27 protein-coding genes and 1 tRNA gene are annotated in these 26,067 nt (G+C 53.7%); 14 read left to right on the top strand and 14 right to left on the bottom strand.

Annotated features, from left to right (window positions below; all coding sequences use genetic code 11):
• Positions 1–47 precede the first annotated feature (47 nt).
• The 3 genes from EYC98_RS11060 to EYC98_RS11050 all read left to right on the top strand — a co-directional run bounded on the left by EYC98_RS11060 (position 48) and on the right by EYC98_RS11050 (position 1,540).
• The gene (locus EYC98_RS11060; RefSeq protein WP_279245404.1) at positions 48–329 is read left to right on the top strand and encodes a hypothetical protein; all 282 of its coding nucleotides are present in this window, start codon (positions 48–50) and stop codon (positions 327–329) included.
• Between the two features lie 88 nt (positions 330–417).
• A complete protein-coding gene (locus EYC98_RS11055; protein WP_279245403.1) occupies positions 418–870 on the top strand; it encodes a GNAT family N-acetyltransferase in 453 nt (150 codons plus the stop codon).
• A 28-nt stretch (positions 871–898) separates the two neighbouring features.
• Positions 899–1,540 (top strand): NAD(P)-dependent oxidoreductase, encoded by a 642-nt coding sequence (locus EYC98_RS11050; protein WP_279245402.1) that lies wholly within the window; start codon positions 899–901, stop codon positions 1,538–1,540.
• Positions 1,541–1,611: 71 nt separating this feature from the next.
• On the opposite strand, the gene EYC98_RS11045 is transcribed toward EYC98_RS11050, so the two are convergent.
• A complete protein-coding gene (locus tag EYC98_RS11045) occupies positions 1,612–2,262 on the bottom strand; it encodes a choice-of-anchor E domain-containing protein (RefSeq protein WP_279245401.1) in 651 nt (216 codons plus the stop codon).
• A 566-nt stretch (positions 2,263–2,828) separates the two neighbouring features.
• Here EYC98_RS11045 and EYC98_RS11040 point away from each other — a divergent pair.
• Positions 2,829–3,734 (top strand): haloalkane dehalogenase, encoded by a 906-nt coding sequence (locus EYC98_RS11040; RefSeq protein ID WP_279245400.1) that lies wholly within the window; start codon positions 2,829–2,831, stop codon positions 3,732–3,734.
• Between the two features lie 315 nt (positions 3,735–4,049).
• On the opposite strand, the gene EYC98_RS11035 is transcribed toward EYC98_RS11040, so the two are convergent.
• From EYC98_RS11035 to EYC98_RS11025, 3 genes are read right to left on the bottom strand one after another with little or no spacing between them, the layout of a single operon-like run.
• The gene (locus EYC98_RS11035) at positions 4,050–5,015 is read right to left on the bottom strand and encodes an alpha-L-glutamate ligase-like protein (protein ID WP_279245399.1); all 966 of its coding nucleotides are present in this window, start codon (positions 5,013–5,015) and stop codon (positions 4,050–4,052) included.
• On the bottom strand, positions 5,015–6,538 hold the full coding sequence (locus EYC98_RS11030) for a UUP1 family membrane protein (RefSeq protein ID WP_279245398.1): 1,524 nt from the start codon (positions 6,536–6,538) through the stop codon (positions 5,015–5,017). Before EYC98_RS11030 ends, EYC98_RS11035 begins: the two co-directional genes overlap by 1 nt.
• Before the next feature lie 12 nt (positions 6,539–6,550).
• Positions 6,551–7,180 carry an ATP-dependent zinc protease family protein gene (locus tag EYC98_RS11025; RefSeq protein WP_279245397.1) on the bottom strand — a complete coding sequence of 210 codons (630 nt, stop codon included), beginning with the start codon at positions 7,178–7,180 and terminating at the stop codon, positions 6,551–6,553.
• A gap of 120 nt (positions 7,181–7,300) precedes the next feature.
• Between EYC98_RS11025 and EYC98_RS11020 the strand changes: the two genes are divergently transcribed.
• From EYC98_RS11020 to EYC98_RS11010, 3 genes are all read left to right on the top strand, one after another.
• The gene (locus tag EYC98_RS11020) at positions 7,301–10,669 is read left to right on the top strand and encodes a mechanosensitive ion channel domain-containing protein (RefSeq protein ID WP_279245396.1); all 3,369 of its coding nucleotides are present in this window, start codon (positions 7,301–7,303) and stop codon (positions 10,667–10,669) included.
• 82 nt (positions 10,670–10,751) lie between these two features.
• Entirely contained in the window at positions 10,752–11,375 is a 624-nt protein-coding gene (locus EYC98_RS11015) for a dUTP diphosphatase (RefSeq protein WP_279245395.1), read from the top strand.
• 26 nt (positions 11,376–11,401) lie between these two features.
• Positions 11,402–12,289: a hypothetical protein gene (locus EYC98_RS11010; protein WP_279245394.1), complete on the top strand. Its 888-nt coding sequence runs from the start codon at positions 11,402–11,404 to the stop codon at positions 12,287–12,289.
• Here the strand turns inward: EYC98_RS11010 and trmA are convergent.
• From trmA to rne, 9 genes are all read right to left on the bottom strand, one after another.
• Entirely contained in the window at positions 12,286–13,383 is a 1,098-nt protein-coding gene (trmA, locus tag EYC98_RS11005; RefSeq protein ID WP_279245393.1) for a tRNA (uridine(54)-C5)-methyltransferase TrmA, read from the bottom strand. The genes EYC98_RS11010 and trmA overlap by 4 nt on opposite strands.
• Positions 13,377–14,390, bottom strand: a complete 1,014-nt coding sequence (locus tag EYC98_RS11000; protein WP_279245392.1) for a glycosyl transferase family protein — start codon at positions 14,388–14,390, stop codon at positions 13,377–13,379. The genes trmA and EYC98_RS11000 overlap by 7 nt, the downstream gene beginning before the upstream one ends.
• Positions 14,387–14,710 (bottom strand): TusE/DsrC/DsvC family sulfur relay protein, encoded by a 324-nt coding sequence (locus EYC98_RS10995; protein WP_279245391.1) that lies wholly within the window; start codon positions 14,708–14,710, stop codon positions 14,387–14,389. Before EYC98_RS10995 ends, EYC98_RS11000 begins: the two co-directional genes overlap by 4 nt.
• A gap of 3 nt (positions 14,711–14,713) precedes the next feature.
• The gene (gene tusB / locus EYC98_RS10990; protein ID WP_279245390.1) at positions 14,714–15,013 is read right to left on the bottom strand and encodes a sulfurtransferase complex subunit TusB; all 300 of its coding nucleotides are present in this window, start codon (positions 15,011–15,013) and stop codon (positions 14,714–14,716) included.
• Position 15,014: 1 nt separating this feature from the next.
• Positions 15,015–15,365 (bottom strand): sulfurtransferase complex subunit TusC, encoded by a 351-nt coding sequence (gene tusC / locus EYC98_RS10985; protein ID WP_279245389.1) that lies wholly within the window; start codon positions 15,363–15,365, stop codon positions 15,015–15,017.
• A 4-nt stretch (positions 15,366–15,369) separates the two neighbouring features.
• Entirely contained in the window at positions 15,370–15,765 is a 396-nt protein-coding gene (tusD, locus tag EYC98_RS10980; protein WP_279245388.1) for a sulfurtransferase complex subunit TusD, read from the bottom strand.
• Positions 15,766–15,843: 78 nt separating this feature from the next.
• Positions 15,844–16,518, bottom strand: coding sequence for a Bax inhibitor-1/YccA family protein (locus tag EYC98_RS10975; RefSeq protein WP_279245387.1), 675 nt, complete (start codon positions 16,516–16,518; stop codon positions 15,844–15,846).
• A gap of 160 nt (positions 16,519–16,678) precedes the next feature.
• Positions 16,679–16,768 (bottom strand) — tRNA-Ser (locus EYC98_RS10970).
• Positions 16,769–16,842: 74 nt separating this feature from the next.
• On the bottom strand, positions 16,843–19,794 hold the full coding sequence (rne, locus tag EYC98_RS10965) for a ribonuclease E (RefSeq protein WP_279245386.1): 2,952 nt from the start codon (positions 19,792–19,794) through the stop codon (positions 16,843–16,845).
• A 448-nt stretch (positions 19,795–20,242) separates the two neighbouring features.
• Between rne and EYC98_RS10960 the strand changes: the two genes are divergently transcribed.
• Together EYC98_RS10960 and EYC98_RS10955 are read left to right on the top strand one after the other, a co-directional pair.
• Positions 20,243–21,184 (top strand): RluA family pseudouridine synthase, encoded by a 942-nt coding sequence (locus tag EYC98_RS10960; protein ID WP_279245385.1) that lies wholly within the window; start codon positions 20,243–20,245, stop codon positions 21,182–21,184.
• Positions 21,184–21,819 carry an HAD-IA family hydrolase gene (locus EYC98_RS10955; protein WP_279245384.1) on the top strand — a complete coding sequence of 212 codons (636 nt, stop codon included), beginning with the start codon at positions 21,184–21,186 and terminating at the stop codon, positions 21,817–21,819. Before EYC98_RS10960 ends, EYC98_RS10955 begins: the two co-directional genes overlap by 1 nt.
• On the opposite strand, the gene EYC98_RS10950 is transcribed toward EYC98_RS10955, so the two are convergent.
• Positions 21,802–22,386, bottom strand: coding sequence for a Maf family protein (locus EYC98_RS10950; RefSeq protein ID WP_279245383.1), 585 nt, complete (start codon positions 22,384–22,386; stop codon positions 21,802–21,804). The two genes, EYC98_RS10955 and EYC98_RS10950, sit on opposite strands and share 18 nt — an antisense overlap.
• 144 nt (positions 22,387–22,530) lie before the next feature.
• Here EYC98_RS10950 and EYC98_RS10945 point away from each other — a divergent pair, with 144 nt between their 5' ends.
• The 5 genes from EYC98_RS10945 to fabG are packed head-to-tail and all read left to right on the top strand — an operon-like array spanning position 22,531 to position 25,986.
• Positions 22,531–23,001 carry a YceD family protein gene (locus EYC98_RS10945; protein WP_279245382.1) on the top strand — a complete coding sequence of 157 codons (471 nt, stop codon included), beginning with the start codon at positions 22,531–22,533 and terminating at the stop codon, positions 22,999–23,001.
• 4 nt (positions 23,002–23,005) lie between these two features.
• Positions 23,006–23,188, top strand: coding sequence for a 50S ribosomal protein L32 (gene rpmF, locus EYC98_RS10940; RefSeq protein WP_279245381.1), 183 nt, complete (start codon positions 23,006–23,008; stop codon positions 23,186–23,188).
• A 15-nt stretch (positions 23,189–23,203) separates the two neighbouring features.
• Complete coding sequence (plsX, locus tag EYC98_RS10935; protein ID WP_279245380.1) at positions 23,204–24,226, top strand: phosphate acyltransferase PlsX; 1,023 nt, start codon at positions 23,204–23,206, stop codon at positions 24,224–24,226.
• Positions 24,227–24,257: 31 nt separating this feature from the next.
• The gene (gene fabD, locus EYC98_RS10930; RefSeq protein ID WP_279245379.1) at positions 24,258–25,211 is read left to right on the top strand and encodes an ACP S-malonyltransferase; all 954 of its coding nucleotides are present in this window, start codon (positions 24,258–24,260) and stop codon (positions 25,209–25,211) included.
• 31 nt (positions 25,212–25,242) lie between these two features.
• Entirely contained in the window at positions 25,243–25,986 is a 744-nt protein-coding gene (fabG, locus tag EYC98_RS10925; RefSeq protein ID WP_279245378.1) for a 3-oxoacyl-ACP reductase FabG, read from the top strand.
• The last annotated feature ends 81 nt before the right edge of the window (positions 25,987–26,067 follow it).

Genomic DNA, 26,067 nt, shown 5'->3' with positions numbered 1-26,067 from the left:
GGCGCTCGAACAGTTGGTCTTGGGATAGTGTCTTAAGGGAATTCAGAATGGACTATGTGCTAATAACTCACGAAGTAGAAAACTACGCTGAATGGAAACGTGGTTTTGATCATGCTGCCGATTTGAGGAAGGCGGCAGGTGAGGTCAACTATCAAGTGCTGCAATATCAAGGTGACGCCAATCGAGTGGTTCACTTTTCAGGTTGGCAGTCGCATGCCCAAGCCAGATCCTTTTTTGAGTCAGCGGAAGTCCAGAAAATTCGAGATGAGTTGGGTGTAAAGCAGCCAACTTTTATTTACCTTAACCAAACGGAATCTGGTGTGCTGTAAAGACTGTATGTAACAGGCTCTAATACGCCACTAAGTGACTCGCCTGTTTGCTTCGTATCATTGCTTCATCTGTAATAGGTAAGGCTTTTTGGAAATAAGACAGTATAGGCAAGCAGATCTAGAATCAGTTCTTGAAACCTGGGAGCTGGCAACACGACTCGCCCATAAATTCATGACGGACGAATTCATAGCACAGGAGCGCAAGAACACGGCCGATATCTATCTTCCGAATACAGATACGTGGGTAGTTGAGGTAAACGGTGTAGTTAGGGGTTTTATCGCACTCATGGGAAATGAGGTAGGCGCAATATTTCTTCATCCCGATTACCATGGCAAAGGTATCGGTAAGGCACTAATGGATAAAGCCCAGTCTATGCATGGCAATTTGGAAGTAGAGGTTTTTAAAGCGAATACTGTTGGTCGTAGGTTTTATTCAAGGTATGGGTTTGAGCACCTGGAGGAAAAATTCCATGAGCCGACCGGGCAACAATTATTGCGTCTGAAGTTTACGGCCCATGGATTAAGTCGTCCGCTGCAGTAGCGGGGTAGCCGTAAGGAGAACTGCTTATATGAAAATTACCTTGTTCGGTGCTACGGGCGGTTTGGGGCGGCAATGTTTGCTCCAATGTCTGGAAGTGGGCCATGAAGTTACTGTCCTCGTGCGCGATCCACAGAAGCTCCCGGATTCTGTACGCAATAGATTGACGATAGTGCAGGGCGATGCACTGGTAGCTGGCGACGTGCTGGAGGCGGTTTCAGATGGCACCGATGCTATTCTTTTCGCCATCGGCGTGGATGAAAAAACCTCACCTCAGAATCTCTGCACTGATGCCACCAAAAATATAATCGACGCAATGCGCCAGTACGATATTTCGAAGTTGGTTTGGTGCGGAGGCGGCAGTAATATCCTGAGCGATGATGTGATTACATGGGGGTCCAAATTCGTACGGTGGTACGCTGAGGTTTTTCTCAAGCATAGGCACTCTGATAAAGAGAACCAGCTCAGGCTACTAGAGAACACTTTCGACCTGGACTGGATTGGTATTCGGCCTCTGCAAATGAATGAAGGTAAAAGGACTGAGAAGTATCGCCTTGGGTTCAACGCCTATAGTGGCTTGTCCAAAATATCGTTTTCAGATTGCGCTCACGCCATGTTGCACATGTTGGCGGACGACACCTGGACCAGAAAAGCACCCATCATCCAGTACTAGAATCCAACCAACTAACAGGCATAAAAAAACCCGCACATGGCGGGTTTTCTGGAGGAGACCTCCGGGTATGCTTATGACTTTCTACGTCGTGCCACACCGGCAAGGCCAAGCAGAGCTGAACCAAACAACCAAGCAGCCGCAGGCAGCGGTACTGGAGAGTAGGTGTAGGTGATCTCTGCGTCTACTTGATAGCGGTGTGTATCAATACCTGAAAATACGCCATTGCTTACAGTCGAAGTAGCGCTAGCCATGCCCCAAAAGTCATAACTAACCAGCCCGTTACCCACGAACGCAGCCAGAGGGCCGAAGCTCTGTGAGTCAGAGGTTTCACCCGAGTAGTTTTGCTGATAATCCTCAGGCACATTGACGTCAAACGCGACTCCCGCACTAGCGTTGAGCGCGGGTCCAGCTGCGCCGGCTGGTGCAGCAGTGGTAATTGCGGTGCTGGCTATAAACGAATTCTCTCCGGATGCTGTACCGTCTTGAGAGAACCGAATCGCGAAAAACGCGCCTGAAAAACCCATGTCCCAGTCAATAGCGATGCCAGTGAGTGTGCCCAGACTGGCGTCAAACTGTTCCAGATCCAGTGAGCTAGCCGAAACGTCTGAAATACCCGTTGAACCTGTGTAAGAGACGGTAGCAGCTTGTGCGCTGGCTGCGGCAAAACCTAGCGACACTGCCAGGGTAAGTGCCTGAATTGTTTTGTGCTTTCTTATTTCCATTGATGTTGCTCCTGCTGCTGTAACTGGGTCATATCTGACCCAGCGTAGTCATTTCCTGGGCGGAATCTTAAGCTGGTGAGTATTGACGCCAGCAAGACTAAGGAAAAACGTTAGTCTTTCCCCTTGGCTTTACATTATGCATGAATCATGCCAACCCAGTTAAATCAAAGACTTACGATTCTCCAAGTGTGAAATGAGGCGCACAATGTAAAAAAACCTGACACTATGTTGTGGTCAATGGCGCGCAAGGTGGACTGCAAAAGCACATGGATACGGCAACCATACTCTGGGCCCTATTGTTCGGTTCTATAGGACTGGGGTATTTCATTTACGGCAGGCGACAGTCGCACGCGGTGGCGAGATACACTGGTATTGCGTTGATGGTCTGCCCGTACTTTGTTTCAAATACCGTCATTTTGGTTATAGTAGGCATTTCACTGCTTTTGCTGCCAAAATGCTTAAGGCTATAGCGACCATAACTGGCGTAGCGGTCATCTTTTCTTAACGCAAAGGCAGGTGCCTAATCCACCAGCACCGGTTAAGCCGGCCATTGAACGAGGTATCCAATGTCGATCCAAGCCTTACGAACCCCTAAGGAGCGATTCTCACTGTTACCGGCTTTTCCCTACGAGCCTAACTATACCGATTCACTGCCCGGCTATGATTCACTCAGAATGGCTTATATTGACGAGGGTGATTCAACAGAAGAGGTTTTTCTGTGCCTGCACGGTGAACCGGCCTGGAGCTATCTGTATCGTAAAATGATACCGGTTTTTTGTAGCGCCGGGCATCGCGCGGTGGTGCCGGACCTGTTCGGTTTTGGTCGCTCTGATAAGCCCGTAGATGATGCGGTCTACACCTTTGATTTTCACCGCGACAGTCTGTTGCGATTGATTGAACAGCTGGATTTAACCAATATCACGTTGGTGTGTCAGGACTGGGGCGGAATTTTGGGTCTGACCTTACCGATGGACATGCCTGGTCGCTTTAAGCGCCTGTTAGTGATGAATACGGCTATTCCGATTGGCGAGCCACTGTCGGAGGGGTTTGCCAGGTGGAAAGGCTTTGCCGCGAGAGCTCCAGAGATACCTATTAGCGGTATGTTTGCTAGTGATGCGCTGGAAGCGGTTAACCTCATGGATGCACTGGCTTACGATGCACCATTCCCGGATAACCGCTATAAAGCAGGTGTCAGGCGCTTTCCGCAATTGGTGCCGGTTGAACCGGGCATGAGCGGCATCGAGCACGGTTTGCGGGCTCGTGAGTTCTGGTCAAAGGAGTGGTCCGGAAGCAGCTTTATGGCCATCGGTATGCGTGACGGAGTCTTGGGCGAAGGCCCGATGGAAGCTCTTCGTGGTCTGATCAAAAATTGTCCTGAGCCGTTAAAAGTGCCTGAAGCCGGACATTTTGTGCAGGAGTATGGAGCGGCAATCGCGCAGCGTGCCCTCGAGCATTTTGGGATCAGTGCTTAGCCACTACGAGCAATAGGCTTACCCCAAGTACCGCTGTATAAGGCATCGGGAGATCTACCTTTGTGTCAGCGCATGGCCGATATTAGCGACTTCTTGTTGCAACTGGATGGCCTGAAATCAGTCCATCGCAGGACTGATGGATTCGGTGCTGGTGTTACAACCAGCAATGCTGATGGCTGCGGTCACGAGCAGAAGGCTGAGTGTGCTATGGACAGGTGCTTTCATTAGACGGCTTCCCCCGGAGATTGTTACTAATCAGGGACATAGCCCGTGATTTCAGATCAGCTCCAGCGTTGCTACTCCAGAGTATTGGGTCTATAGGGCGGCAATACTTTCCGTCGCGTACAGTACTCGATCTGACGCTGACTCCTGCCGACCATCAGGGTAATCATTGGCGCGTTGTTCGGCCAGTCCGACACGCGGTTCTAAGCCTTTACCATTTGCCATTTGTATAGCAAGCCCCGGCCGAGCATTCAGCTCCAGCAACAGCGGTCCGCGTGCGCGGTCTATAACAATATCTGCACCAATATAGCCGAGTCCGGTCACTTCATAACTACGAGCAGCCAGTTCCAGTAAATCGCTCCACTGCGGCACAACAAGCTCTGACAGGCGCCGCTCGGTATCGGGATGGTGGGTTATCAGGTGTCCGTGCTGCACGCCTTGGAGCGCGCGACCTGAAGCCAGGTCTATACCAACTCCTACGGCGCCCTGATGCAAATTGGCTTTGCCGTCGGAGGCGTGGGTAGACAATCGCATCATGGCCATGACCGGATAACCGCGATAGACAATCACCCGTACGTCCGGTACACCTTCAAAGGAAAAGTCTGCAAAGTCATCGGTAAACTGGACCATCTCTTCGATGATAGCGACATCGGGTTTTCCGCCCAGGCTGTACAAGCCACTGAGCGTATTGGAAGTGTGCCGCTTGATGGACTGAATCGTTATCTGCTCGCCGCTTGGCTTTTGAAAATTGCGCCCCTGGCGACTGCTCACCACCACAATCCCTTTGCCGCCGCTGCCCTTGGCGGGTTTAATCACAAAGGAGGGGTGTTCGTGTAAAAACTCATCCAACTCCCGCAGGTGGTGCTGAAAGCGGCACACGCCGAGGAGGCGCGGTACCGCGATACCGTGTTCATCACATAGCAGTTTGGTCTTGAGCTTGTTGTCTACCAGTGGATACAGGCTACGGGCATTGTTGGGTGCTATATAGCGCACGTTGCGACGGTTCATGCCGACAACACCCATGCGCCTTAGTCTTAATGGAGAGGCGAACCCCAGCACTAATAACGCTCCATGGGCTGGAAACGGCGCAAGTCAGATAAGCGGTAGCCGCTGTAGCTGCCAATGGCAATAATGATTGCCAAAACAATCAATAGCATTTCCGGGTAAAGGAAAATCGCATCAGACACTGTTTGGCTATTCATTAACAAGTAGGCTACGGACGCTGTTACGAGGCTTCCGCCGCCTTGTATGAACACCTCTCTGGCGCCGTCTTCATCCCACAAGATAGACATGCGTTCAATGGTCCATGACAAAATAATCATCGGGAAAAACGTCACTTTGGCGCCCCAGTCAAAGCCCAGCTTATGCGCGGCAATGCCGATGGCGGCATACAAAATAATGACAAACACGAGTACCGCGGCGATGCGCGGCACCAATAGCAGGTTAAGTCGCGACATATAGGAACGCACCAGCAATCCAGTCCCGACTACCAAGAGGAACAACATCAGGCCAGGTAGCAGCGAAGTTTGTAAAAAACTCAGTGCAATAAGAATCGGCATAAACGTCCCCGAGGTTCTTATGCCAACCAGATTTCGCAGTATCACCACCACCAGCGCGCCCAGCGGAATCAGCAATAGCAGCTTGAAGGTGCTCTGCTGCGCCACGGGTAAGCTATAAATTGAAAAATCGACCAGCCAACTGCTATGGTTCCGTGCATTTTCCACCGCGTTGACAAAGGCCGCACGCTCTTCGCTGACGACGGCAAATGATAACTCTGATTTCTCGCCACCAAAAACTTCAAAGAGCGCCTGCTCACCTTGCTGAAATTCAATAAACTTGGTCCATGGTAGTGCGGTTGCAGACTTCGCGTCATAGAGTTGCCAGGCATTGTCCTGCCAAACTTTGAGCATAAATCTAGCGCTGCGCCCACGTTGTCTGTCGATTAGTTCCACGCCTCTTATCACGCGTGCAGCTATGCCCTGAAAGGCCAGTAGGTCTGCGGCAAGTTGAACTTTATCTGCTCGCCGACTGCGGTCGCGCAAGAGTAGACCGAGCCAGGCACTCTGGGGGCTGTTGATTTCTCGTAGAATCGTTTCTACTAGCGCAGCTGGCTCGAGATCCATGGCCGCGAGAATTTGGCGCGCGTCAGCAAAACCCCGTGCCTCCAGGCCGATTAAGTGAGGTGTTACCGGCACCGGCGCCGGCGCCTCTGTGAGCGGCCCCAATTCATTGAAGAATATTTCGGAACGCAAATAAAGCACCTGGGCACCCTCTGGTGGGTCAGCGTGGCGCCACTGAGCAATACTGTTGTTGTCCTGATCGACGATGGCGAATTGGTAGCCTGGCGCCATTTGTTCGGTAAATACGTCGCTGCGCCCGACGACCGCGTCCGGCAAATTGATGCTGGCCGTAACCGGTCCGCCCAGTGCATCGAACTTCAGCGTTGCTTCAATCTTCCACAGCGTCTGTGATTCACTGGCCAAGAGGGGAAAGCCAAGTACCTGATGCTTGTACCAGACCAAGGAAACACCCGCTATCACCAGCAGCGCGACCAGCGCTACAATTTGCCTGCCCGGGTTCATGGCCGCCTCATTTCAGTCTGAATCCGTTGCCACAAATTTGCGGCTGACATCGACTAACGCCTCGTCATCCAGAAAGTTACGACCTATCAGCACCGGGTAGCGAAAGCCGCTGCGATCCGTCAGGCTGACTTCAACCTCCCGTGATAAATTTCCCATGCTGATGATTAAAGTGACTATCGGGCGTGGCTGCGACTCATCCCCGTGACGCTTTATGCGTACTTTGCGCTTAAAAGGCCGTTGCAGTATTTGGCTTGTCGCGGTACTCGGGTCAGCGACGGCAAATTGTACCCAGCGTTCGCCGTCGCGCTCGAAGTACTCGATATCAGACACGTCCAGCGATGTTGTTTTGGCTCCAGTGTCTATGCGTGCCTGCAATAATATCTGCTCTGCGCCCACCAACACATGCTCAACTTCTCCTACCAGCAACATGTCGTCAAGCGTAATGGGGCAGGGCTCCACTATCACAATTGGCTCCGGTGCGGGAACGGAGCCAACGTCATCAGGCGGCAATGTCGATGTGGCAATCGTTGTCTCGGGCTCCGACTCAACCACGGTAACGGGCGCCGTGCTGCAGGCCACCGTCAATATTGCAAACGCGATTATAGCAGCGGCTCTGGTAGGTATTGGTAGGGTAGCTTTCACAGGCAAACCCTACCACATTCACGTGTCTATGGCGGTCGCCCATATGGGTACATTTCTATATCGATATACGGCACAAATTTGCCTACTATGCACTCATCAAACCTGTCTACGGAGCCTCTCGTGCGCCCACAACTAAAAGTAGTGTTCATATGCCTTTTTTTCCTGCTGCCGGCCACCTCTATGGCGCAAACGGCTATAACGTCCGGGTCGGAACTTTCCGCGGAGCAGTTGAAGGCGGCACGATCGCAGATAGAAGGTGCAAGCGACCTCGAAGCCGCCGAGAAGGAGCGTCTGCTGGCGTCCTTAAATCAGGTCGAAAGCCTGATCAAGTTCACCGCAAACTTTAAAGCCAAACGCAGTAGCTATGAGAAACTGCTGGCTACAGCTTCCGCCGACGCCGCGAGAATCAAGGCTGAGCTGAACGAGGCCAATAGCGCTTCAAGCAGTGTTGAGGGGGTAGTCTCAGGCATAAGCTTGGGTCAGGCGGAGGCAAGCTTGCAGCAGGACAAGGCTGAATTGGCGGCCGTGCAAACTCAGGCTGCAGATTTAGATAATCAGTTGCAACGAGAAACATCCCGTCCCGGTGAAATTCGCCAGCGAATGACTGCACTAGCTTTAGAGCAGAATAGCCTTAATGATCAATTCAACGCAGCGCCGCTGTCCGACTCTCTTCAGGACCGTGAGGGGCGCTGGTTGCTAAAAGCGCAGCTTGATAATACGACTGCGGAACTGGCTATGCTTGATGCAGAGCAGCTGAGCAGGCCTATGCGGCAGGAGCTGTTGAAGGCCCAGAAAGATCGTGCCAATTTCGACATTGCCAGACTTAGCGACGCAGTGAAAATGCATGAAAGCCTTGTTATCAAGTTGCGTCAGGGAGAAGCTGAGAAAGCCGCTGACGCCGCAAAATCTGCTGAGCAAGAACTGCAGGGTCGCGACCCTTTGTTACTCAAGCTGGCTGAAGAAAATACCCACTTAACCACCCGTTCAGCGCAGGTGGCGACTGAACTGGAGAAAATACGCGAGGCGGAACAGAGTGCGCGTGCAGGCGCCGATCGCTATGAGTCGGACTTGCAGGCGTTGGAGCGCAAGCTTCAAGTTGTGGGAATGTCGCAGGCGCTAGGCCGCATACTCAGTGAACAAAAAAACCAGTTCCCGAGGCGTCGTCAAGCCAGCTACTCCGCGTCAGAGCGTGAACAAATGATTGCGGATTCGAGCCTGCGCCAAATCGAGTACGAAGAGCAGCGCCGCGACAATCACAATATGAATGATCAAATCAGGCTGATCACTGAGGGGCTGAGTGACGCCGAACGAAGCAGCCTGGACCCGGAGATCCGTCAGCTGTTGTTAGCCCGGCGTGATCTGATCATCGCAGCAATAGATGGTGAAGAGAGCTACTTACGAACGCTGGGAGAGTTGGATTTTTCATCGCGAAGGCTAAAAAAGTCGGCCGACAGCTACAGCAAGTTTATATCTGAACGCTTACTCTGGATTAGAACCGACTCACCGCTGTCGCTGGCCAAGCTGGAGAAGTTACCTCGGGAAGCCTGGCAAGTATTTGAACCAACCCAGTGGTGGAAGATGCTAGTGTTGCTGCCCGCGCATATAGCGGGGTCGATAGGGCTGCTGTTGCTATTTTTGGTTAGTGCCATTCTATTTCGCAGCAGGCGTTGGCTGCTTCAACGGTTGGAGGCTACGGGCGAGAGCGTCGGCAATGTCGAGCAAGACACGCTCATGTCTACCTTTCAGGGTCTGATCATAACGGTAGTGCTCGCACTGCGCTGGCCGTTCTTGTTCCTGGTCTTGGGTCTGGCACTGAGGGGTCTCGCTCCAGATTCATCGGTGGCATTGCCACTGTCGTTTGCGCTTGAACGAGTCAGTTACTACTTTTTTGGTATGGAAATTCTGCGTCATCTGGTACTGGATAATGGCTTGGCCGTGCGCCACTTCCACTGGTCAATTAGTACTATTCAGGTCATCAGAAGGCGTCTTACCGCACTGGAACAGGTGTTTGTACCTACCGTACTGTTGGCCATTTTGGCCAACCGGTTAAGTCTAACCGAGGCTGACAACATGTTTGTCGCCCTTATGTTGATAACCGCACAAGTTGCGCTGGCCATATTCTTCGCGCGCCTGCCCAACTTTGTAGAATCTCGACTAGATACGCTGCTTGCCACCTCTGGTAATACGCGACGCAGTATCTGGGCGCGTGCGGCTAGGTTGTTTCTCATAGGTGTGCCTTGTGCGCTGATCCTATTGATGCTGTTGGGCTATAGCGGCACCGCTACCGAATTTTTAGTACTGATGCTTTTAACCATCGGTATTTTTGCGGCGCTCCTGATTGCGCACGAGTTTGGTGTGCGTTGGCTACGTTTGTTACGAATGAGAATGATTAAGCGCGAGCGGGAGGAGGTCGAGGTTGCAGCCGCTTTGGCAGCGGAGAATCCTGAGGAAGAGGAGCAGGAGACTCCTCAGCGTGTCGAGTTGGACCCGGACACGATAGATGCAGATGGACGGAAATTGCTTAGTGCCTTTCTTCTCATCGGCGCTGTCTTCGGGGTACTCACGGTTTGGCGCGAGGTGTTGCCGGCGCTCGGCATTCTTAACGATGTAGAATTGTGGACCTATACGGAGAAGCTGGAGGGCATCGATACGATACTTCCGGTAACTCTGGCAGATTTTGGCATTGCTCTGTTAGTCGCGTTTCTAGGCTATGTTGCGGTTAAACGCATTCCCGGACTGTTGGAACTATTGCTACAGCAACAAACAACCATGTCCGCTGGAGCTATTTATGCGGTTTCAACGCTGTTTAGCTATGTGTTGATTGCGGGGGTATTCATGAGTGTGCTGGGCATGCTGGGGTTCGCCTGGTCGCAAATTCAATGGGCTGTCGCAGCACTGAGTGTTGGTATTGGGTTTGGATTACAGGAGATTGTCGCCAACTTTATTAGTGGTCTTATCTTACTTTTTGAGCAGCCGATAAGAGTGGGTGACACCGTTACGGTGGGAGAGACTTCTGGAGTCGTCACCCGTATTAGAATGCGTGCAACCACCATTCGAGATTTTGACCGGCGCGAGCTACTGGTGCCCAACAAGGAGTTTATTACCGGGCGGCTGCTGAATTGGTCGTTGAGTGACCAGGTTACCCGCTTTGAAGTGGTAGCCGGGGTTGCCTATGGTACGAACCTTAAGCGTGCAATGGAGCTCGCTGTGCAGGCAGGCAAGAGCCATCCTCTGGTGTTAGAAGATCCTCAGCCTTTTGTTACCTTTGACGACTTTGGCGACAACTCCCTGAAGTTGGTGCTGCGCTGTTTTCTGGGTAGCGTCGACAAGCGCCTGGTGACGGCCAGCGAAGTGCGTCAGTCGGTTAATACGCTATTTCAGGAAGAGGGTATCGTGGTTGCCTTTCCGCAGCGCGACGTGCATCTGGATACGAGTCAGCCCTTGCAAGTAAACCTGCAGCAGGACCCACCAGCCGCGCCCGCGCAATAGCTTTGACGTAGCTGGTGTCGACTGCTGTGCGCTGCTATGCTCGCGCATCAAATTGCCGCCAAATCGAGCCCTTGAGGACACTATGAAACAAGCTCTGATCAATATGCTGGAAATGCAGCACCGTATGAATACACGCGTTCATGAAAGCTGGATTGATCAAAATTTTGAGTGGTATCGCGCTGTCTGGATCGAGTGTGGCGAACTGATGGATCACTACGGTTACAAATGGTGGAAGCAGCAGAATCCGGATATTGAGCAGGTTCGTTTAGAGATTGTGGACATCTGGCATTTTGGTATGAGTGCCATGTTTCGACAGCAGCAGAGCAGTGATGAAATTGCTGCGGCTATCGTCGTTGAGCTGCAAGGCTATGAGCCAGCCATTATTGACGTGCGCGAGGCCACGGAGCGACTCGCGGCTGCCAGTTTGAATACAAAGGGCTTTTCGGTGACAGCTTTTTGGGACCTCCTCACGGCCGCAGAGATGAGTTTTGAATCGCTGTATCGCAGTTATGTCGGCAAAAATGTACTGAACTTCTTCCGTCAGGATAATGGCTATAAAGACGGCAGCTATCGGAAGCTGTGGCTTGGTAGAGAAGATAATGAGCATCTGGTGGAGTTGGCAGCAGAGCTTGACGCTGAAGCTGCAGACTATGCCGATCGTCTCTACCAGGCACTGGATCAACGTTATCAGGAATCTGCAGACTAACCCGGCTTATGCCGGGTCAACCCCTTATGAGTGAAGATCCCGACAAGAAAATTTCAACCACTGGTATGGCCAAAGTGCTGGACCTGTCGGTACAGCAATTGTTTGCGACGCTAAAAGACTACGGCTGGATACGCCGTGTTGACGACGCCTGGGTATTGACACCCAAGGGCGAGTTTGAAGGCGGTGAGTATGTAGAGAGCCATCGCTATGGGCGTTATATTGTGTGGCCGCCCACGCTGGATAAACATCCCCTGTTGGCGGCTCTCGAATCCAATCAGCGCATAACCGCCAGCGAAATGCAGCGCTACTATACGCGCCTGCATCCGCGCCAGATTAACCGTTCACTGGCTGAACTTGGCTTACAGATGCACAGCATTCTGGGTTGGGAATTGACTGCCAGGGGCAAACAGCTCGGCGGCCAGCAGCAAGAGAGTGCAGAAAGTGGTGCTTATTATGTCACCTGGCCACATGATTTTGTTGACCATCCAGTCATTCACCGTGAGCTCATCAAGCAGTCCGACGCCGGTCTGGTCATCGAGGCTGATGGTGCCGGTGATGACCTGTTTAGCAAGGTCGAAAGTACGCCTAGCGAAGGACTGGATGGACATCTGTTGGTGACTCCACTGGAACTGCAGGTCTGCAACTGGCTTTATCTGGCGCAGCTCACTCATGCCTGTCATCGCGCGCTTCCGGTTGAGGAAGAGTATTACGCTGATTTCTACCTGCCTTCAGCACATGTCTATATTGAATGCTGGTTGCAGCAAGAGAGTAAAGAGCGGCTGACCATGAAGCTAAAGAAGCAGGCTCTCTATCAGCAGCATCAGCTGCGGCTGATAGACGTGCGCGAAGAGGACTGCGAGCGCTTGGACGAAACGCTGGGGCGTGCCCTGCTAGAGTTTGGCATTAAGGTCTAGCGACGCTGTAAGAGTACGCCGCATTCCACATGCTGTGTGTAAGGGAACTGGTCGAAGAGGGCACATGCCTGCACACTATGGGTTCTACAGATGCTTTCAAGGTTCCCAGCCAGTGTTACTGGATTGCATGATATATAAATAATATTGTCAAATTGGCTCACCAGCTTTTCCGTGGCAGCGTCCAGTCCGGCCCGCGGTGGGTCAACGAATACGGTTCCGAAATTGTATCCTGCGAGTCCATTCTCAAGATGAGCCAGACGCCGAAACGGCCGCGCGCCGGCTAGCGCCTCCACCACTTCTTCTGCGGCTAGCCTCACCAGTTCCAGATTATTGATGTTGTTGCGCTGCTGATTGAATCGAGCGGAGTTCATTGACGCTTTTGACACTTCCGTTGCGAGCACTTTGTCGAAATGACCCGCCAATGGCAGCGTGAAATTGCCGTTGCCGCAGTATAGCTCCAGCAAATCTCCGCTGCAGCCCCTGGCTTGTTCGCAAGCCCATTCGATCATCTTGCTATTGACGTTGGCATTCGGCTGGGTGAAACCCTGTTCAAACTGCCTATAATGGAATACCCGCCGGCCTATGGTTAGTTGTTCATCCACGTAGTCCTGGCTTAAGACCAAGCGCTGTTTTCGCGCTCTGCCAATTACCTTGGCATCGAGTGCAGTCTCCAGATGCGCCGCTTGTTCCTGCCATGTGTCGTCCAGTTGGCGATGATAGATCAGCGTGATGAGTAGCTGGTCTGTCTGCGTCGACAGGAACTCTACCTGGAACAGTTTACGACGCAGTTCAGGATTTGCCAGTAGCTTGTCGAGCAGTGGCTGCATCGCTGTCTGGATGCGTTGGCTGGCGATGGGGAACGTATCCACGCGCAATGGATCGCGAGGCCGACCGGGATCAAACATGGCATAGAACATGTCATCGCCGTCGTGCCAGATTCGAAACTCGGCGCGCATCCGAAAGCTGTCAGGCGGTGAATCAAACACCTTAGTGGCTGGCACCGAGAAAGGCGCGAGAAGCTGTTCCAGATGCTCACGCTTAGACTGAAGCAGCGCATCGTAGTTGTGTGGTTGAAAGGCAGAAAGAGCTACCATCGGTTACGCTCACGTTGTTGCCACCAGTCAGTGGCGAGTTGCAGGGCTTGTTGCTGATCGCTGGCGCGGTCTAGCAATAGCAGCGCGACAGCGGCCGTGTGCACCGTAGCCAGTCGGCCATAGCGATAGCGCTCCTGACCGTCATCGTCGCGCCACAGCTGTTTCAATGCAGCGCTTCCAAGCAAACTCTCTGATTCAGGTTTTTGCGGCAAACTGCGCTGCCAACTAAACGATGCGTCAGTTCCCATACGTTGCATTTGGCAGTCGGTTGTCGCGTGGGGTTTAATTTCCACTTCTCCGCCTTCACCTTTGAAAACCAGGCTTGCAGGCTGCTGCAGTAGCGCGTCGCCCTCCAGGTGCAGGCGCGCATAAGCGGGGTGAAATACACTCTGAATACTGCTGTTGGCACCCAATGGGTTGAGCAGTCGAGCCAGGGTGTTCACTGGCGAGCGCAGCCCCAGTAAATGCCTGTACTGCATCATTTCATGCAGCTGCGGGCAAAAGTTGGCCAATGGCAGCCAGGCAAAATTACGCTCGCGCAGATGTTCCTGAGCCTGCTGGATCGAGTTAGCAGCTTTGATGCCCAGGCGCTCGAGTACTGGGCCGGTATACACTCTGCCCGGCGTATGCCCATCAGCGCCGTGTATACAGACTTTGATACCATTAGCCGCCAGCAGCAGGGCGCTGAGCAGATACCAAGGTTGCTGATTTTTCTTGCCCGCATAGCTCGACCAGTCAAGATCCACTTCCTGCGGGCGCGGTACAAAACCCATAACGTCACGGCAGGCATCAACGAAGCCGGCCAACTCCTCGCCAGATTCTTCTTTAACCCGCAGCAGCATTAGAAAAGCACCTATCTGTAGCGGTTCAGCGTTGCCGGTTAGCATCATTCTAAAAGCGTCGCGGGCTTCCTCACGCTGCAAATTACGCGTACCGGTTTTGCCCTTGCCGAGGATTCGGACATACTGGGCAAAAGCGTGTTCCTGCTTAACTACAGTGTCACTCATAGACAGTTTTCCGGTTTTGGCAGTCCCGCGATCTTGCTGCCCAGCTTGGCCGGGCTACCAGGGAATAGACGCAGCAGATAAATGCTGCGACCCTTGTCGTCTCCCAAATGAATACGAGTATATTTAACCAAAGCGCGCATCGCCGGCGAGGCTTCAAACTCCTGATAATAGCGGCGCAATAATTCGATAACTTCCCAGTGTTCATCTGACAATGCTATATCCTCGGCAGCGGCAATTTGTTTTGCGACGGCTGGAGACCAAGCGTTCAGGTCACGCAGGAAACCCTCTTTATCGAACCGCTCGGGCGGCAGCGTTATCACGGCCTAATACCAGCTCTGTACGGCGTGACATTCAGTGCTCAAGTTGACGAAATCCTGATAGCTGATCAGTTCTATGCCCTCGGCGAGCTTATGAGTAATACCGCGGGTAGCTGCGTCAGCGGCTAGTACGTGGCAGTGTACGTCGTTCAGTGCTAACAACTGATCGGCAGCGGCAGTGCCAGCGACGGCGGCGTACACCCCATCCTCCAACAGTAAAATGTGCGCGCCCGGGAGCAGGGAGTTCAGTGCGCTTTGCCATGCAGTGCTAGTGATAGGGCTCTGGTTTACGGTATGCAGCAGCATGTTAAAAGCTCCAGATCACGTCAAATGAGTCGATGAAGCTGGCGGTGTCAGTAACAGGCTCACACGGGACGCAAAAATCCTCGCTGCTGAGGCCTCTGGCAACCGCGGCGGCCTGCTCAAAATACAACTTTTCCAGATCATACAGGTTTAGCGAACGCAGAGTTTTTTCCAGACTTTTAGTGTAGGCAGCGTCAGGCTGCTGCCCGTCGAGAAGCTGCCAGAGGCCGTCATCCATGAACAGCAGGGTAACATCCTGTTCGAATACTGCGGCAGCGAGAGCGGCGTCCAGCGCGCCTCTGGCCAAGTGGCTCTGGTAAGGCGCTTGTCGGCTGATTAACAGCGTCCTTTTCATGGGTTTAGCCTGGGCCAAAAGTGATCAGACGATCCGAGTTGGCGCTAGCGTCAACCAACAAACCCAGGCCTCCAAGCTCAAAAGCGGGATGAATCGTTGCGCCGCTTTGTTCGTAGCGCTCAGCTTCAGTGGAGTCCAGCATACCGCGCTTGAGGGCAGATGCGATGCATAGAATCAGCTCGCAGCCACTGCGCTGCTGCAATACTGCCCAGCGTTCGGTGCGGTTACCTTCATCTTGCGGCGGAACACTCGATAGTGTGCCGTTTAGCGCGCCCTCGTCATAAAAGAATACCCGACTTAGCTCATGACCCAGAGCCAGCGCCGCATCGGCGTAGTGCCAGGCGCTATCAGCTCCGCCGCTGGCATAGGGTGCTGCCATTACCAAAAGCGACAATTTCATGATTCAGTGTCGGTATTATTGAGCGCGCAAACAAAAAACCCCGGCATTGCCGGGGCCAAAGCTAAGCTAAGTGCTGTGTCAGTCATCGCCAGAAAAGGCAGTCAACAAACTCAACATGTGGATAAACAGGTTGTAGATGCTGAGGTACAGTCCGACAGTCGCGCGTATGTAGTTGGTTTCGCCACCGTTGATAATGCGACTGGTATCAAACAGGATCAATCCGGACATAATCATCACGATTGCTGCAGAAACAGTCAGCGACAGCGCAGGAATGCCGAGGAAGATGTTGGCGATAGAAGCTATTACCGCCACCAGAAGGCCCACAAACAGGAAACCACCCATGAATGAAAAGTCTTTACGGCTGGTCAGCGCGTAAGCAGAAAGTCCAAAAAAGACCAGCGCAGTACCACCCAACGCCTGCATAACCAGGCCCGGGCCACTGGGCATCGAGAGGTAGAAACTGAGCATGGGTCCGAGGGACGCGCCCATACACCCCGTGAATATAAAGATGAAAATCAGTCCTTTGGCGCTATCTGCGGTGCGATTGACAACAAACAGAAGACCGAAGGAGACCAGCATCAGCATCAGTGCAGCACCCTGTGATATTCCTATCACGATCGATGCCGTAGCAGTAAAGGCACTGAACAAGAGGGTCATGCCTAACAGCATGTAGGTATTCCTGAGCACCTTGTTGGTTGCCAGGACCGAATCCAGGTGGGCAGCCGGCGTGGCGTAGACAGGTTTATCTTGCATGGTACAACTCCCTATAAAGACGCAACATTGCGTACTTTCGTTAGACCCATCATAAGCGGGAAAATTCCAAAAGCAAGACCAAAAAACCGAACTGACTCTTCGAGAAAAGTAGGGTCTTCTGGACAGAAAAAACCCGGAACGTGTCCGGGTCAAGTATAAATGGCGGTGGGCTAAGGATTCGAACCTTAGGAGGGGATAAACCCTCAACGGTTTTCAAGACCGCCGCTTTCGACCACTCAGCCAGCCCACCGGAAAGAACGCGATTATACAGCTCTAAATCAGGGTGACAAGAGTACGGGTCAGCTATTCGCTAACCCGCATCCATCAACCGTTTGCCTGCTCACTAGACTCAGGCTCGGGTGCTGCCTGGGCTCTGCTTGCGCGAGGGTCATTGGATGCCCGCGGTGGCTTCGCCCGAACCGGTACTACAGGTGCGGCGACGGTGTCGCCGAACAGCGCAGGGTGTCCGGTTTCTATAGCAACGCTGCTGATAGGCTTCGCTGATTCTCGTGGATCATTGACTGCTCGACCCGAGGCAGCAACGCCATCCTGGTTGGCGGCAACAGGTGCAGCTACCGGTTCCGGTGCCGGAGCAGGCGCAGGTTTCGGCGCTGGCGCAGACACTTCTGCAACAGCTGGCTGGACTGGCGCTGGTTCGCTCGCCGCTTCTGCAACAGGAGCTTCAACTTCTGCCGCTACGGTGTCTTCGACTAGCGAAGCCTCTGCTGCAGATCCTTCTTCTTCTGCAGTCACTTCAGCTTCTACTGCTACAGCTTTCTCAGTTACAGCGTTCTCAGCTACAGCTTTCTCAACGGCAGTTTGCTCAAGGACAGTTTCCTCAACGACAGTTTCATCAACTACAGGCGCTGCCTCGTTATTAGCAGTGTCGGTTTTGCTATCAGTTGCGTCGGCTGATGACTCTGCTGCAGTCTCAGTTGGCTTGCTAGCAGGATCTGCCTCTACCGTCTGGGTAGTGACGGCGATAGCAGGATCGCTCGCTAAAGCCGCAGTATCTGCGGTTTCTGGCGAGGCTTCCGTGGCCACAGCATCTGTTGCACCTTCCGCTGCCTCAACAGCCGGTCTGTTGCCCCGACGGCGACGACGTGGCTGATTTTCACCACGCATACCCGCCGGACGCTTGCGCGGCTTGTCTGACTGCGACTCATCAGCTGCTGCTGGCGAAGTCTCTGCCGCAGCTACAGCTTCGGTTGTCGTGGCCGTAACGGCGTTCTCAGTATTGTTGGGCGTAGCATCCCGATTGCGACGATTCTGGCCGCCGCGGCGGTTGCGCCCACGCGAACCTTCGCGCTTCTCGTCATTTTTCTTCTCGCCATCTGAAGCTTGGGACTGGTTACTTTTTTGATCGTCCTGCTTTTGATCGTCCTGCTTTTGCTGCTCTGGCTTGCGTTCGCCGCGAGCGTCGCCGTTGCCATTGTTGCGGTTGCGATTACGGTTACGATTGCGGTTACGGTTGCGATTCTCGCCACCACGACGGTTTCCCTGTGGCTTAGGTGCAGGCACTTCTTCGACTACGACTTCTTCTTCAACCGGAGCGGAGAACAGTGCAGCGATCTTGGCAAACAGTCCGCTCTTGGCTGGTTTTTCAGCAGGCGCTGGAGCTGCAGCGACCGGGGCGGGCTCTGGGGTGGCGCTGGGCTCTGTGTGCTCCGGTGCCGGTCCTCTTGGCGTGACGCCCTGCACAGCCGCCTGTTGAGGCGCGGCGTCAACATGAACATCCGCAGCTGGAGTCTCTTCATCAGGTGAAACATCTACCTCGAATGACAAGTCGCTGCGCACTTCCATTTCGTCGTCACGCAAACGAGTGACTTCGTAGTGGGGCGTATCCATATGGGGGTTAGGTACTACCATGAGTCGCACTTTGGTCTCTTCTTCAATACCGGCCAGCGCGGATCGCTTCTCGTTGAGAAGGTAAGTGGCCACCGGCACCGGTACGATGGCGCGTACTTCACCGGAGCGGTCCTTAATAGCTTCTTCTTCAAGCAGACGCAGTACCGCGAGTGCAAGCGACTTGGTATCGCGAATAGTACCCTGGCCACTGCAACGAGGGCAGACAATGCCGCTGGTTTCGCCGAGTGACGGGCGCAGGCGCTGGCGTGACATTTCCAACAAGCCGAAGCGTGATATACGTCCTACCTGAACCCTTGCACGATCTATCTCCAATGCATCGCGGATGCGGTTCTCTACTGCGCGTTGATTGCGCGATTGCAACATATCAATAAAGTCGATGACAATAAGGCCACCGATATCGCGCAGGCGAAGCTGACGAGCGATTTCATCAGCGGCTTCCAGGTTGGTGTTGGTCGCAGTTTCCTCGATGTCGCTGCCCCGCGTCGCACGCGCCGAGTTGATATCAATGGATACCAGTGCCTCGGTAGGGTCAATGACGATGGAACCGCCCGACGGCAGTCTCACTTCACGCTGGAATGCTGTCTCAATCTGACTTTCAATCTGGAAGCGATTGAACATCGGTATCGAGTCATCGTACATCTTCAGCCGGCTCTGATACTGCGGCATGATGTGCGAGATGAACGTCAGCGCATGTTGGTAGGCTTCAGGTGAGTCAATAATGACCTGGTCTATATCGTCTCGCAGGTAATCGCGGATCGCTCGGATAATGACGTTGCTTTCCTGCAGCAGCAGGGCAGGGGCCTTCTCTTCAGAGCTGGCTTTGGCAACTGCTTCCCAGAGCTGGACCAGATAGTTAAGGTCCCACTGCATTTCTTCAGAACTGCGTCCGATACCTGCGGTGCGGACAATAACGCCCATTCCTTCGGGAATCTCCAAGCCGCTGAGTGCGTCACGCAGCTGAGTGCGTTCCTCGCCCTCAATACGGCGCGAAATGCCTCCTGCGCGCGGATTATTGGGCATCAGCACCAGGTAGCGACCGGCCAGGCTTATAAAGGTAGTCAGTGCGGCACCTTTATTGCCACGCTCTTCCTTATCTACCTGCACAACGACCTCGGTGCCTTCCTTGACCAATTCCTTGATCTTCATGCGACCTTCGCCTTCAGGCTTGCGCTTGAAGTACTCGCGAGATATCTCTTTCATGGGCAGGAAGCCATGACGGTCGGCACCAAAGTCGACGAACGCAGCTTCAAGGCTGGGCTCTACGCGAGTGATTTTACCGATATAGATATTGGATTTTTTCTGTATGCGGGTGCGGTTTTCGATATCCAGATCATAAAGTCTCTGGCCGTCTACCAAGCCTACGCGCAACTCCTCAGGGTGAGTTGCATTGATTAACATTTTTTTCATGTGTACCACTTTTATGTGTGGCACAGCGGGGTGGAGCTGCTGACAGGAATCGCAGGCTCATTACAGCGGAGCCCGCTAAAACACTGACTAATCAGTGTGTTTCAATAGAATATCCAATAAAGACTGCGGCATACCAGTAAAAAGGTGTCGGTGGTCTTGTATCCCCGGGATCGCTTAGAAAACGCTATCGTCCCAGGCAGTAATTGATTCTTGTCTATAGCCGCCAGCCCGTGCTGTGCGGTTAATTCCAGTGACGAACGTCATTTGCTGTCGTCACGCGCTAAAAACGTTTATATTGCGCTCGGTCTGCCACGTCGATGCTGTTGGGTTAGATACCCTCACCGGGGGTTTATCCCCTCGTGGCGCTCCTCTCTCTGGATTGATATCCACCGAATCGCGAGCGCAGACTATAACAGCAATTCCTAAGCCCTTCAAATATAAACATTTTATGAGTCAGGTCCGCTTTATAAAGGTCACACCAGATTATGCCGGGCAGCGCCTGGATAACTTTCTGCAGCGCGAGCTAAAGGGGGTACCGCGTACGCGTATCTACCGCGCTCTGCGTAAAGGTGAAATTCGGATCAACAAGGGCCGTGTTAAAGCAGATACCCGTGTTGCTGCCGGAGATATGGTTCGGATTCCACCGCTGCACATCAATACAGGTCAGGAAGTGACGCATGTACCAGACCGCTGGGCAAAGCGTCTGACGTCCGGTGTGGTTTACGAAGACGATGGCCTGCTGGTGTTGAATAAGCCTGCTGGCTTGGCTGTGCACGGGGGCAGTGGGCTCAATTACGGACTAATAGAATGTCTGCGCCTGCTACGTACTCAAGATCGCTACCTGGAATTGGTGCACCGACTCGATCGAGAGACCTCGGGAATATTGCTGATCGCACGCAAGGCGTCGGTGCTTAAAGACTTACACCGCCAGTTGCGCGAAGAACATATGGATAAGCGCTACCTGGCATTAGTTGCAGGTACCTGGCCACGGCGACGCAGCTTTGTGGAGGCGCCTTTGCTCAAGTGTTCGGTGAAGGAAGGCGAGCGTATCGTTCGGGTAGACAAGCAGGGCAAGCCGGCGCGCACAGATTTTAAGGTGCTGCGCCGCTTTGAGGGTGTCACCCTGGTCGAGGCACGACCTTTGACCGGTCGTACGCATCAGATACGCGTGCATGCGCAGTTTGCAGGCCATCCGCTGCTGGGAGATGAAAAATATCAGAGCCCCGAAGTCGCCGAACTGGCGCGTCGTCACAAGGTGCCGCGGTTATTTTTACATGCGGCGCAGTTAACCTTCCGTAATGCGGCAGGGAATCGACAGCAGGTTTCAGCGCCGCTTGAACCGGAACTGCAAGCCGTGCTCGATCAAATGCCCGCACTGGATGGTTCCTGATGCTGGTTATATTTGATTGGGATGGGACGCTCAGCGATTCTACCGGGCGTATTGTTGAAGCGATGCAAGGTGCCGCGGGCAAGCTGGGTATAGACGAGCCGCCCGCGGACGCAGTGCGCGACATAATCGGTCTCGGTCTACCTGAGGCTTTGCAGATTCTGTTCCCTACATTGCCTGGCGCTGATCACATAGCGCTGCGAGATGCTTATAGCGATCATTACCGTTATCTGGACCGCCAGCCCTGCGCTTTGTTCCCCGGTGCCATGCCGATGCTCGAGCAACTGCGAGGTCGCGGTTGGCAATTGGCCGTTGCTACTGGCAAAAGTCGCCGCGGCCTGGACCGCGTGCTTGGTGCGCTGGGGCTAGGCGATTTTTTTGATGCTACCCGATGTGCCGATGAAACCGCTTCGAAGCCTGACCCACTGATGCTCCGGCAGATTCTGGTTGAACTGGATTGTGTCGCCGAGCAGGCCGTCATGATAGGAGACAGTGAATATGACCTCGCTATGGCGCGCAGCGGCGGCATGACTTCTGTCGGTGTGAGTTTTGGCGTCCACAGCAGTGAGCGATTACGACAACACGGTCCAGCTCACATTGTGGACTCTCTCCCTGAACTGCTAGACCTGCCGTTGTAAGGGGTCAATGCCCCAATGTCTAAGCATTGAACTCAAGGCTATTAGCGGCAAGCCTTCCAGCGCTGTGGGGTCCTCTCCGTTTAGCCGCCTGAACAGCGTGCTGCCCAAACCCTCGCATTTGAAGCTGCCGGCGCAATCCAAAGGTTGCTCAAGCTCCACGTAGCGCTTGATCTCTGCGCTGGTAAGCTCTCTGAACTCGACCTGATAGGGGACATTGGTTTGTTGCATGGCTCCGTCCCAATAGACACAGACTGCGGTAAAGAATTCCACTACGCGGCCGCTGCACAGGGCTAATTGGGCTTCCGCGTTAGCGACGGTACCCGGTTTGCCTAACAGCGCTTCGTCTAATAGAGCAACCTGATCACTGCCGATAACAACGCTGCCCGGATGGTCGCGACCTATAATCTCAGCCTTGGTTGCCGCCAGACGCTCGGCCAGGGCAATTGCTGGCTCACCTGAAAGGGGAGATTCATCGATATCAGGGGGTAATACGCTGAAGGGTATTTGCAAGCGTTGGAGCAGGTGCTTACGGTAACGCGAGCCTGAGGCTAGAATGAGGGTTTCCATTTCCGCAGTATGTTATAGAAGCTGCTGTATTTAAAAGATTTTTTTGACAATACGAAGATCCGCCCCTATAGTTGCGCGCCTATGTTTACAGAGCCTCTTCCGAGCACTCTGGATGCGCGAAAAGCGGCAGTCCGTGGCGTCTCTGTGAGTGGCAACCTCGCACTCCCGAAAATGGAGCGTATCAGCACATTGCTGGCTTCGACAGAGGGTTCAGTAGAGGCAGAATGCGTCTTCTCCAAGGACGAGGAGAATCGCTCGGTGATTGATATTTCAGTACGAGCGACAGTAGAGATAACCTGTCAGCGCTGTCTTGAACCGATGCCGTTGGAGTTGGTTGCAGAAAACCGGCTGGCGTTAGTAGCCGATGATGATGAGGCGAAAGCCTTGCCAGAGCGACTGGAGCCGTTGTTGCTCGAGGACGAAAACTGCGATCTCTGGTCGTTGGTTGAAGATGAGATAATACTCAAGCTGCCGATTGTCGGTTATCACGACACCGCAGCTTGTAAGCAGACGTTAGAAGAATACAAGGCCCCGCCGCCAGAAGCTGGCTCGGGGAAAGAGAATCCATTTGCGGTGCTGGAGCAATTGAAGTCCGGCAACCAGAACCAGGAGTAATACCATGGCAGTTCAGAAAAGTAAGAAAACCCGCTCTCGGCGTGGCATGCGTCGTTCGCACGACGCTTTGGGCACAGCAACCCTGTCTGTTGATGAGACCAGCGGTGAAACACATCGTCGTCATCACATGACTGCCGACGGTTTCTATCGCGGCCGTAAGGTTGTAGACACCGGCGCAGAAGACTAATACCGGATTGACCGTTTGACCGCCGAAGTTCGACTGGCAGTTGACGTAATGAGCGGAGACCACGGTCTCCGCAGCTCCATTCCCGCCGCAGTGCGGGCGGTGGACGCTGACCCTGAATTATCCCTGACGTTGGTGGGCGATCAAGCCTTGATCACTGCCGCTCTGGGTCGCACTCATAACTCCAGACTCTCTCTATTACCTGCCTCAGCGACCGTCGCTATGGATGCCAGTCCGCTCGACGTGCTGCGTGATTCCAGCGACAACCCCCTTAGAATCGGTTTGGACGCGGTCGCTGCCGGCAGCGCAGCGGGCATGGTATCTGCCGGGAATACCGGTGCATTAATGGTGTTAGCCCGGCAAGCTTTGGGCATGCTGCCCGGTTTTAGCCGGCCGGCTCTGTGCTCTGCGTTGCCGGTTAGTAATGGCCATAGTTACATGCTGGACCTCGGTGCCAACGTCGATTGCCGTGCCGCGCAACTGCATGAATTTGCGCGGCTTGGCATCGCGTTGGTCAGTGCTTTGCACGCCGACGCCACGCCGGCTGTTGCGCTGCTGAGTAACGGCCACGAGGCCACCAAGGGAAATGATCAAATCCGCTTGTGCTACCAATACCTTCAGGACGACCCCGAGGTTAATTTTATCGGCAGCATAGAAGCCAACGAACTCCTCAGTGGCAACGCCGCCGTAGTGGTCTGCGACGGTATGTTGGGCAATATTGCGCTGAAGGCAATGGAAGGCACGGCAGCCCATGCGGCGAGGCGTTTAGAGTCTCAGCTGGGCAGTTCGTTAGCAGCGCGGCTGGCCGCTAAACTGCTGACAGGGCCATTGGCTAGTTGGCGCACTACGATCGATCCAGCCAGCTACAGTGGTGCCTTCATGCTGGGCCTGAACGGCGTGGTGGTTAAAAGCCATGGGCATAGCGATGGCGACAGTTTTGCCAACGCCATAGCCCAGACCGCTCTCTGTGTCCGCAATAAAATGGTGCCGACATTGCAGCAGCACTTTAAAGTAGACGCTGCTGAAACTAGACTCTTCTAAAACCAGAACCTCCTGCAACGAGACTCGAGCTATGACTCAAAAAGATATCGCCTTCGTTTTCCCCGGACAGGGATCGCAAAAAGTAGGCATGCTTGCCGCCGCGGCCGCCGCTTATCCGATTATTGGAGACACCTTCGCAGAGGCTTCCACGGTACTCGGCTATGACCTCTGGGATTTGGTCCAGAACGGCGAGCAAGAGCAGCTAAACCTGACAGAGACTACCCAGCCCGTGTTGCTCACCAGCAGCGTGGCCCTCTATCGCGCCTGGTTGGCAGCGGGGGGAGCCGTGCCGGCCCTTATGGCAGGGCATAGTTTGGGAGAGTTTTCGGCCCTGGTCTGTGCTGGTGCTCTGGAGTTTTCAGTGGCGGTAAAACTGGTGCAGCAGAGAGGATCATTCATGCAGACAGCCGTGCCGGTGGGTGAGGGGGCGATGGCGGCGATTATTGGACTTGAGGATGACGCTATTAATGCGGCCTGCGCTGCAGCAGCCGCGGAATCTGGTGAGGTCGTAGCAGCGGTCAACTTTAACTCTCCAGGACAGGTCGTTATAGCGGGCAAAAGTGCTGCGGTAGAAGCGGCGATTACATTGTGTAAAGCAGCGGGCGCCAAACGCGCTTTGCCGCTGCCGGTTAGCGCGCCTTTCCATACGGAACTCATGCGACCTGCCGGTGAGAAGCTGGCAGAGGCAATGGCAGCAATTGAGTTTAGCGCCCCACAGGTTCCCGTCGTGCATAATGTGCATGCGGCTATGGAATCAGATCCAGCGGCAATACCCGAGTTACTGGTGCGGCAGATATACAGCCCTGTGCAGTGGACAGGTTGCGTTCAAGCCATGACGGCTGCAGGGATCACCCGGGTGGTTGAGTGCGGCCCGGGTAAAGTGCTCAGCGGTCTCAACCGGCGCATCGACAAGAGTCTCAGCAGCTTTAATATAGAAGAACCAGAAGCGTTACAGAATACGGTAACCGAACTCGCTAGCGCCTGATCGCGCCTCTCGTTGATAAAGGAAGAAAATCATGTCTGATACACCTGTGAAAGTAGCGCTTGTTACCGGAGCCAGTCGCGGCATTGGTAAAGCTATTGCCGAACGGCTCGCCGAGGATGAGTTTATTGTAGTGGGCACTGCTACCAGTGAGGCGGGTGCGGCCGGTATTACCGAGTACCTGCAACAAATGCAGAACCCGGGTTGTGGCATGGTTTTGCAAGTGGGTGATACTGACAACGTCACTGCCGTAATGGCGGCTATTAAGGAGCGCTATGAGGCGCCAGCCGTCTTGGTCAATAACGCCGGTATTACCCGCGACAATATTCTCATGCGCATGAAAGAAGACGAATGGGGTGATGTTATAGACACCAACCTGAACGCGCTTTATCGCACTAGCAAAGCCGTGCTCAGAGGTATGACAAAGGCGCGCTGGGGTCGCATCATCAACATTACCTCGGTGGTTGGGGCCATGGGTAATGCTGGGCAAAGTAACTACGCAGCGACCAAGGCCGGTGCCGAGGGTTTTAGCCGCGCACTGGCGCGAGAGGTGGGTAGTCGCAGTATCACTGTGAATAGTGTTGCGCCGGGCTTTATTGATACCGATATGACCAGGGAGCTTGGCGATGATCAGCGTGAACTCCTGCAACAGCAGATCCCGCTAGGGCGGCTTGGTTCAGCGGCGGAGGTCGCAGCAGTGGTGAGCTTCCTGGCTTCGGCTCAGGCGGCCTATATCACAGGCGAAACCATCCACATAAATGGCGGTATGTACATGTAGTAAGTGTATGAAATATATCAATAATAATAGCTTCTGAAAGGGGGGTTCCAAAAAAGATATTACTCTCTCCGAAAAAAAGGC

The organism is Candidatus Litorirhabdus singularis, assembly GCF_026262625.1.
Taxonomy (GTDB): Bacteria; Pseudomonadota; Gammaproteobacteria; order Pseudomonadales; family Halieaceae; genus Litorirhabdus; species Litorirhabdus singularis.
This window is presented reverse-complemented; position numbering and strand designations above follow the sequence as displayed.

What these genes read in the sequence shown, in the direction of transcription:
- EYC98_RS11060 (WP_279245404.1), top strand. Translation starts at nt 48, where the DNA reads ATGGACTATGTGCTAATAACTCACGAAGTAGAAAACTACGCTGAATGG.
- EYC98_RS11050 (WP_279245402.1), top strand. Translation starts at nt 899, where the DNA reads ATGAAAATTACCTTGTTCGGTGCTACGGGCGGTTTGGGGCGGCAATGT.
- EYC98_RS11045 (WP_279245401.1), bottom strand. Translation starts at nt 2,262, where the DNA reads ATGGAAATAAGAAAGCACAAAACAATTCAGGCACTTACCCTGGCAGTG.
- EYC98_RS11040 (WP_279245400.1), top strand. Translation starts at nt 2,829, where the DNA reads ATGTCGATCCAAGCCTTACGAACCCCTAAGGAGCGATTCTCACTGTTA.
- EYC98_RS11030 (WP_279245398.1), bottom strand. Translation starts at nt 6,538, where the DNA reads ATGAACCCGGGCAGGCAAATTGTAGCGCTGGTCGCGCTGCTGGTGATA.
- EYC98_RS11015 (WP_279245395.1), top strand. Translation starts at nt 10,752, where the DNA reads ATGAAACAAGCTCTGATCAATATGCTGGAAATGCAGCACCGTATGAAT.
- EYC98_RS11010 (WP_279245394.1), top strand. Translation starts at nt 11,402, where the DNA reads ATGAGTGAAGATCCCGACAAGAAAATTTCAACCACTGGTATGGCCAAA.
- trmA (WP_279245393.1), bottom strand. Translation starts at nt 13,383, where the DNA reads ATGGTAGCTCTTTCTGCCTTTCAACCACACAACTACGATGCGCTGCTT.
- EYC98_RS11000 (WP_279245392.1), bottom strand. Translation starts at nt 14,390, where the DNA reads ATGAGTGACACTGTAGTTAAGCAGGAACACGCTTTTGCCCAGTATGTC.
- tusB (WP_279245390.1), bottom strand. Translation starts at nt 15,013, where the DNA reads ATGCTGCTGCATACCGTAAACCAGAGCCCTATCACTAGCACTGCATGG.
- tusC (WP_279245389.1), bottom strand. Translation starts at nt 15,365, where the DNA reads ATGAAAAGGACGCTGTTAATCAGCCGACAAGCGCCTTACCAGAGCCAC.
- tusD (WP_279245388.1), bottom strand. Translation starts at nt 15,765, where the DNA reads ATGAAATTGTCGCTTTTGGTAATGGCAGCACCCTATGCCAGCGGCGGA.
- EYC98_RS10975 (WP_279245387.1), bottom strand. Translation starts at nt 16,518, where the DNA reads ATGCAAGATAAACCTGTCTACGCCACGCCGGCTGCCCACCTGGATTCG.
- rne (WP_279245386.1), bottom strand. Translation starts at nt 19,794, where the DNA reads ATGAAAAAAATGTTAATCAATGCAACTCACCCTGAGGAGTTGCGCGTA.
- EYC98_RS10960 (WP_279245385.1), top strand. Translation starts at nt 20,243, where the DNA reads ATGAGTCAGGTCCGCTTTATAAAGGTCACACCAGATTATGCCGGGCAG.
- EYC98_RS10955 (WP_279245384.1), top strand. Translation starts at nt 21,184, where the DNA reads ATGCTGGTTATATTTGATTGGGATGGGACGCTCAGCGATTCTACCGGG.
- EYC98_RS10950 (WP_279245383.1), bottom strand. Translation starts at nt 22,386, where the DNA reads ATGGAAACCCTCATTCTAGCCTCAGGCTCGCGTTACCGTAAGCACCTG.
- rpmF (WP_279245381.1), top strand. Translation starts at nt 23,006, where the DNA reads ATGGCAGTTCAGAAAAGTAAGAAAACCCGCTCTCGGCGTGGCATGCGT.
- fabD (WP_279245379.1), top strand. Translation starts at nt 24,258, where the DNA reads ATGACTCAAAAAGATATCGCCTTCGTTTTCCCCGGACAGGGATCGCAA.
- fabG (WP_279245378.1), top strand. Translation starts at nt 25,243, where the DNA reads ATGTCTGATACACCTGTGAAAGTAGCGCTTGTTACCGGAGCCAGTCGC.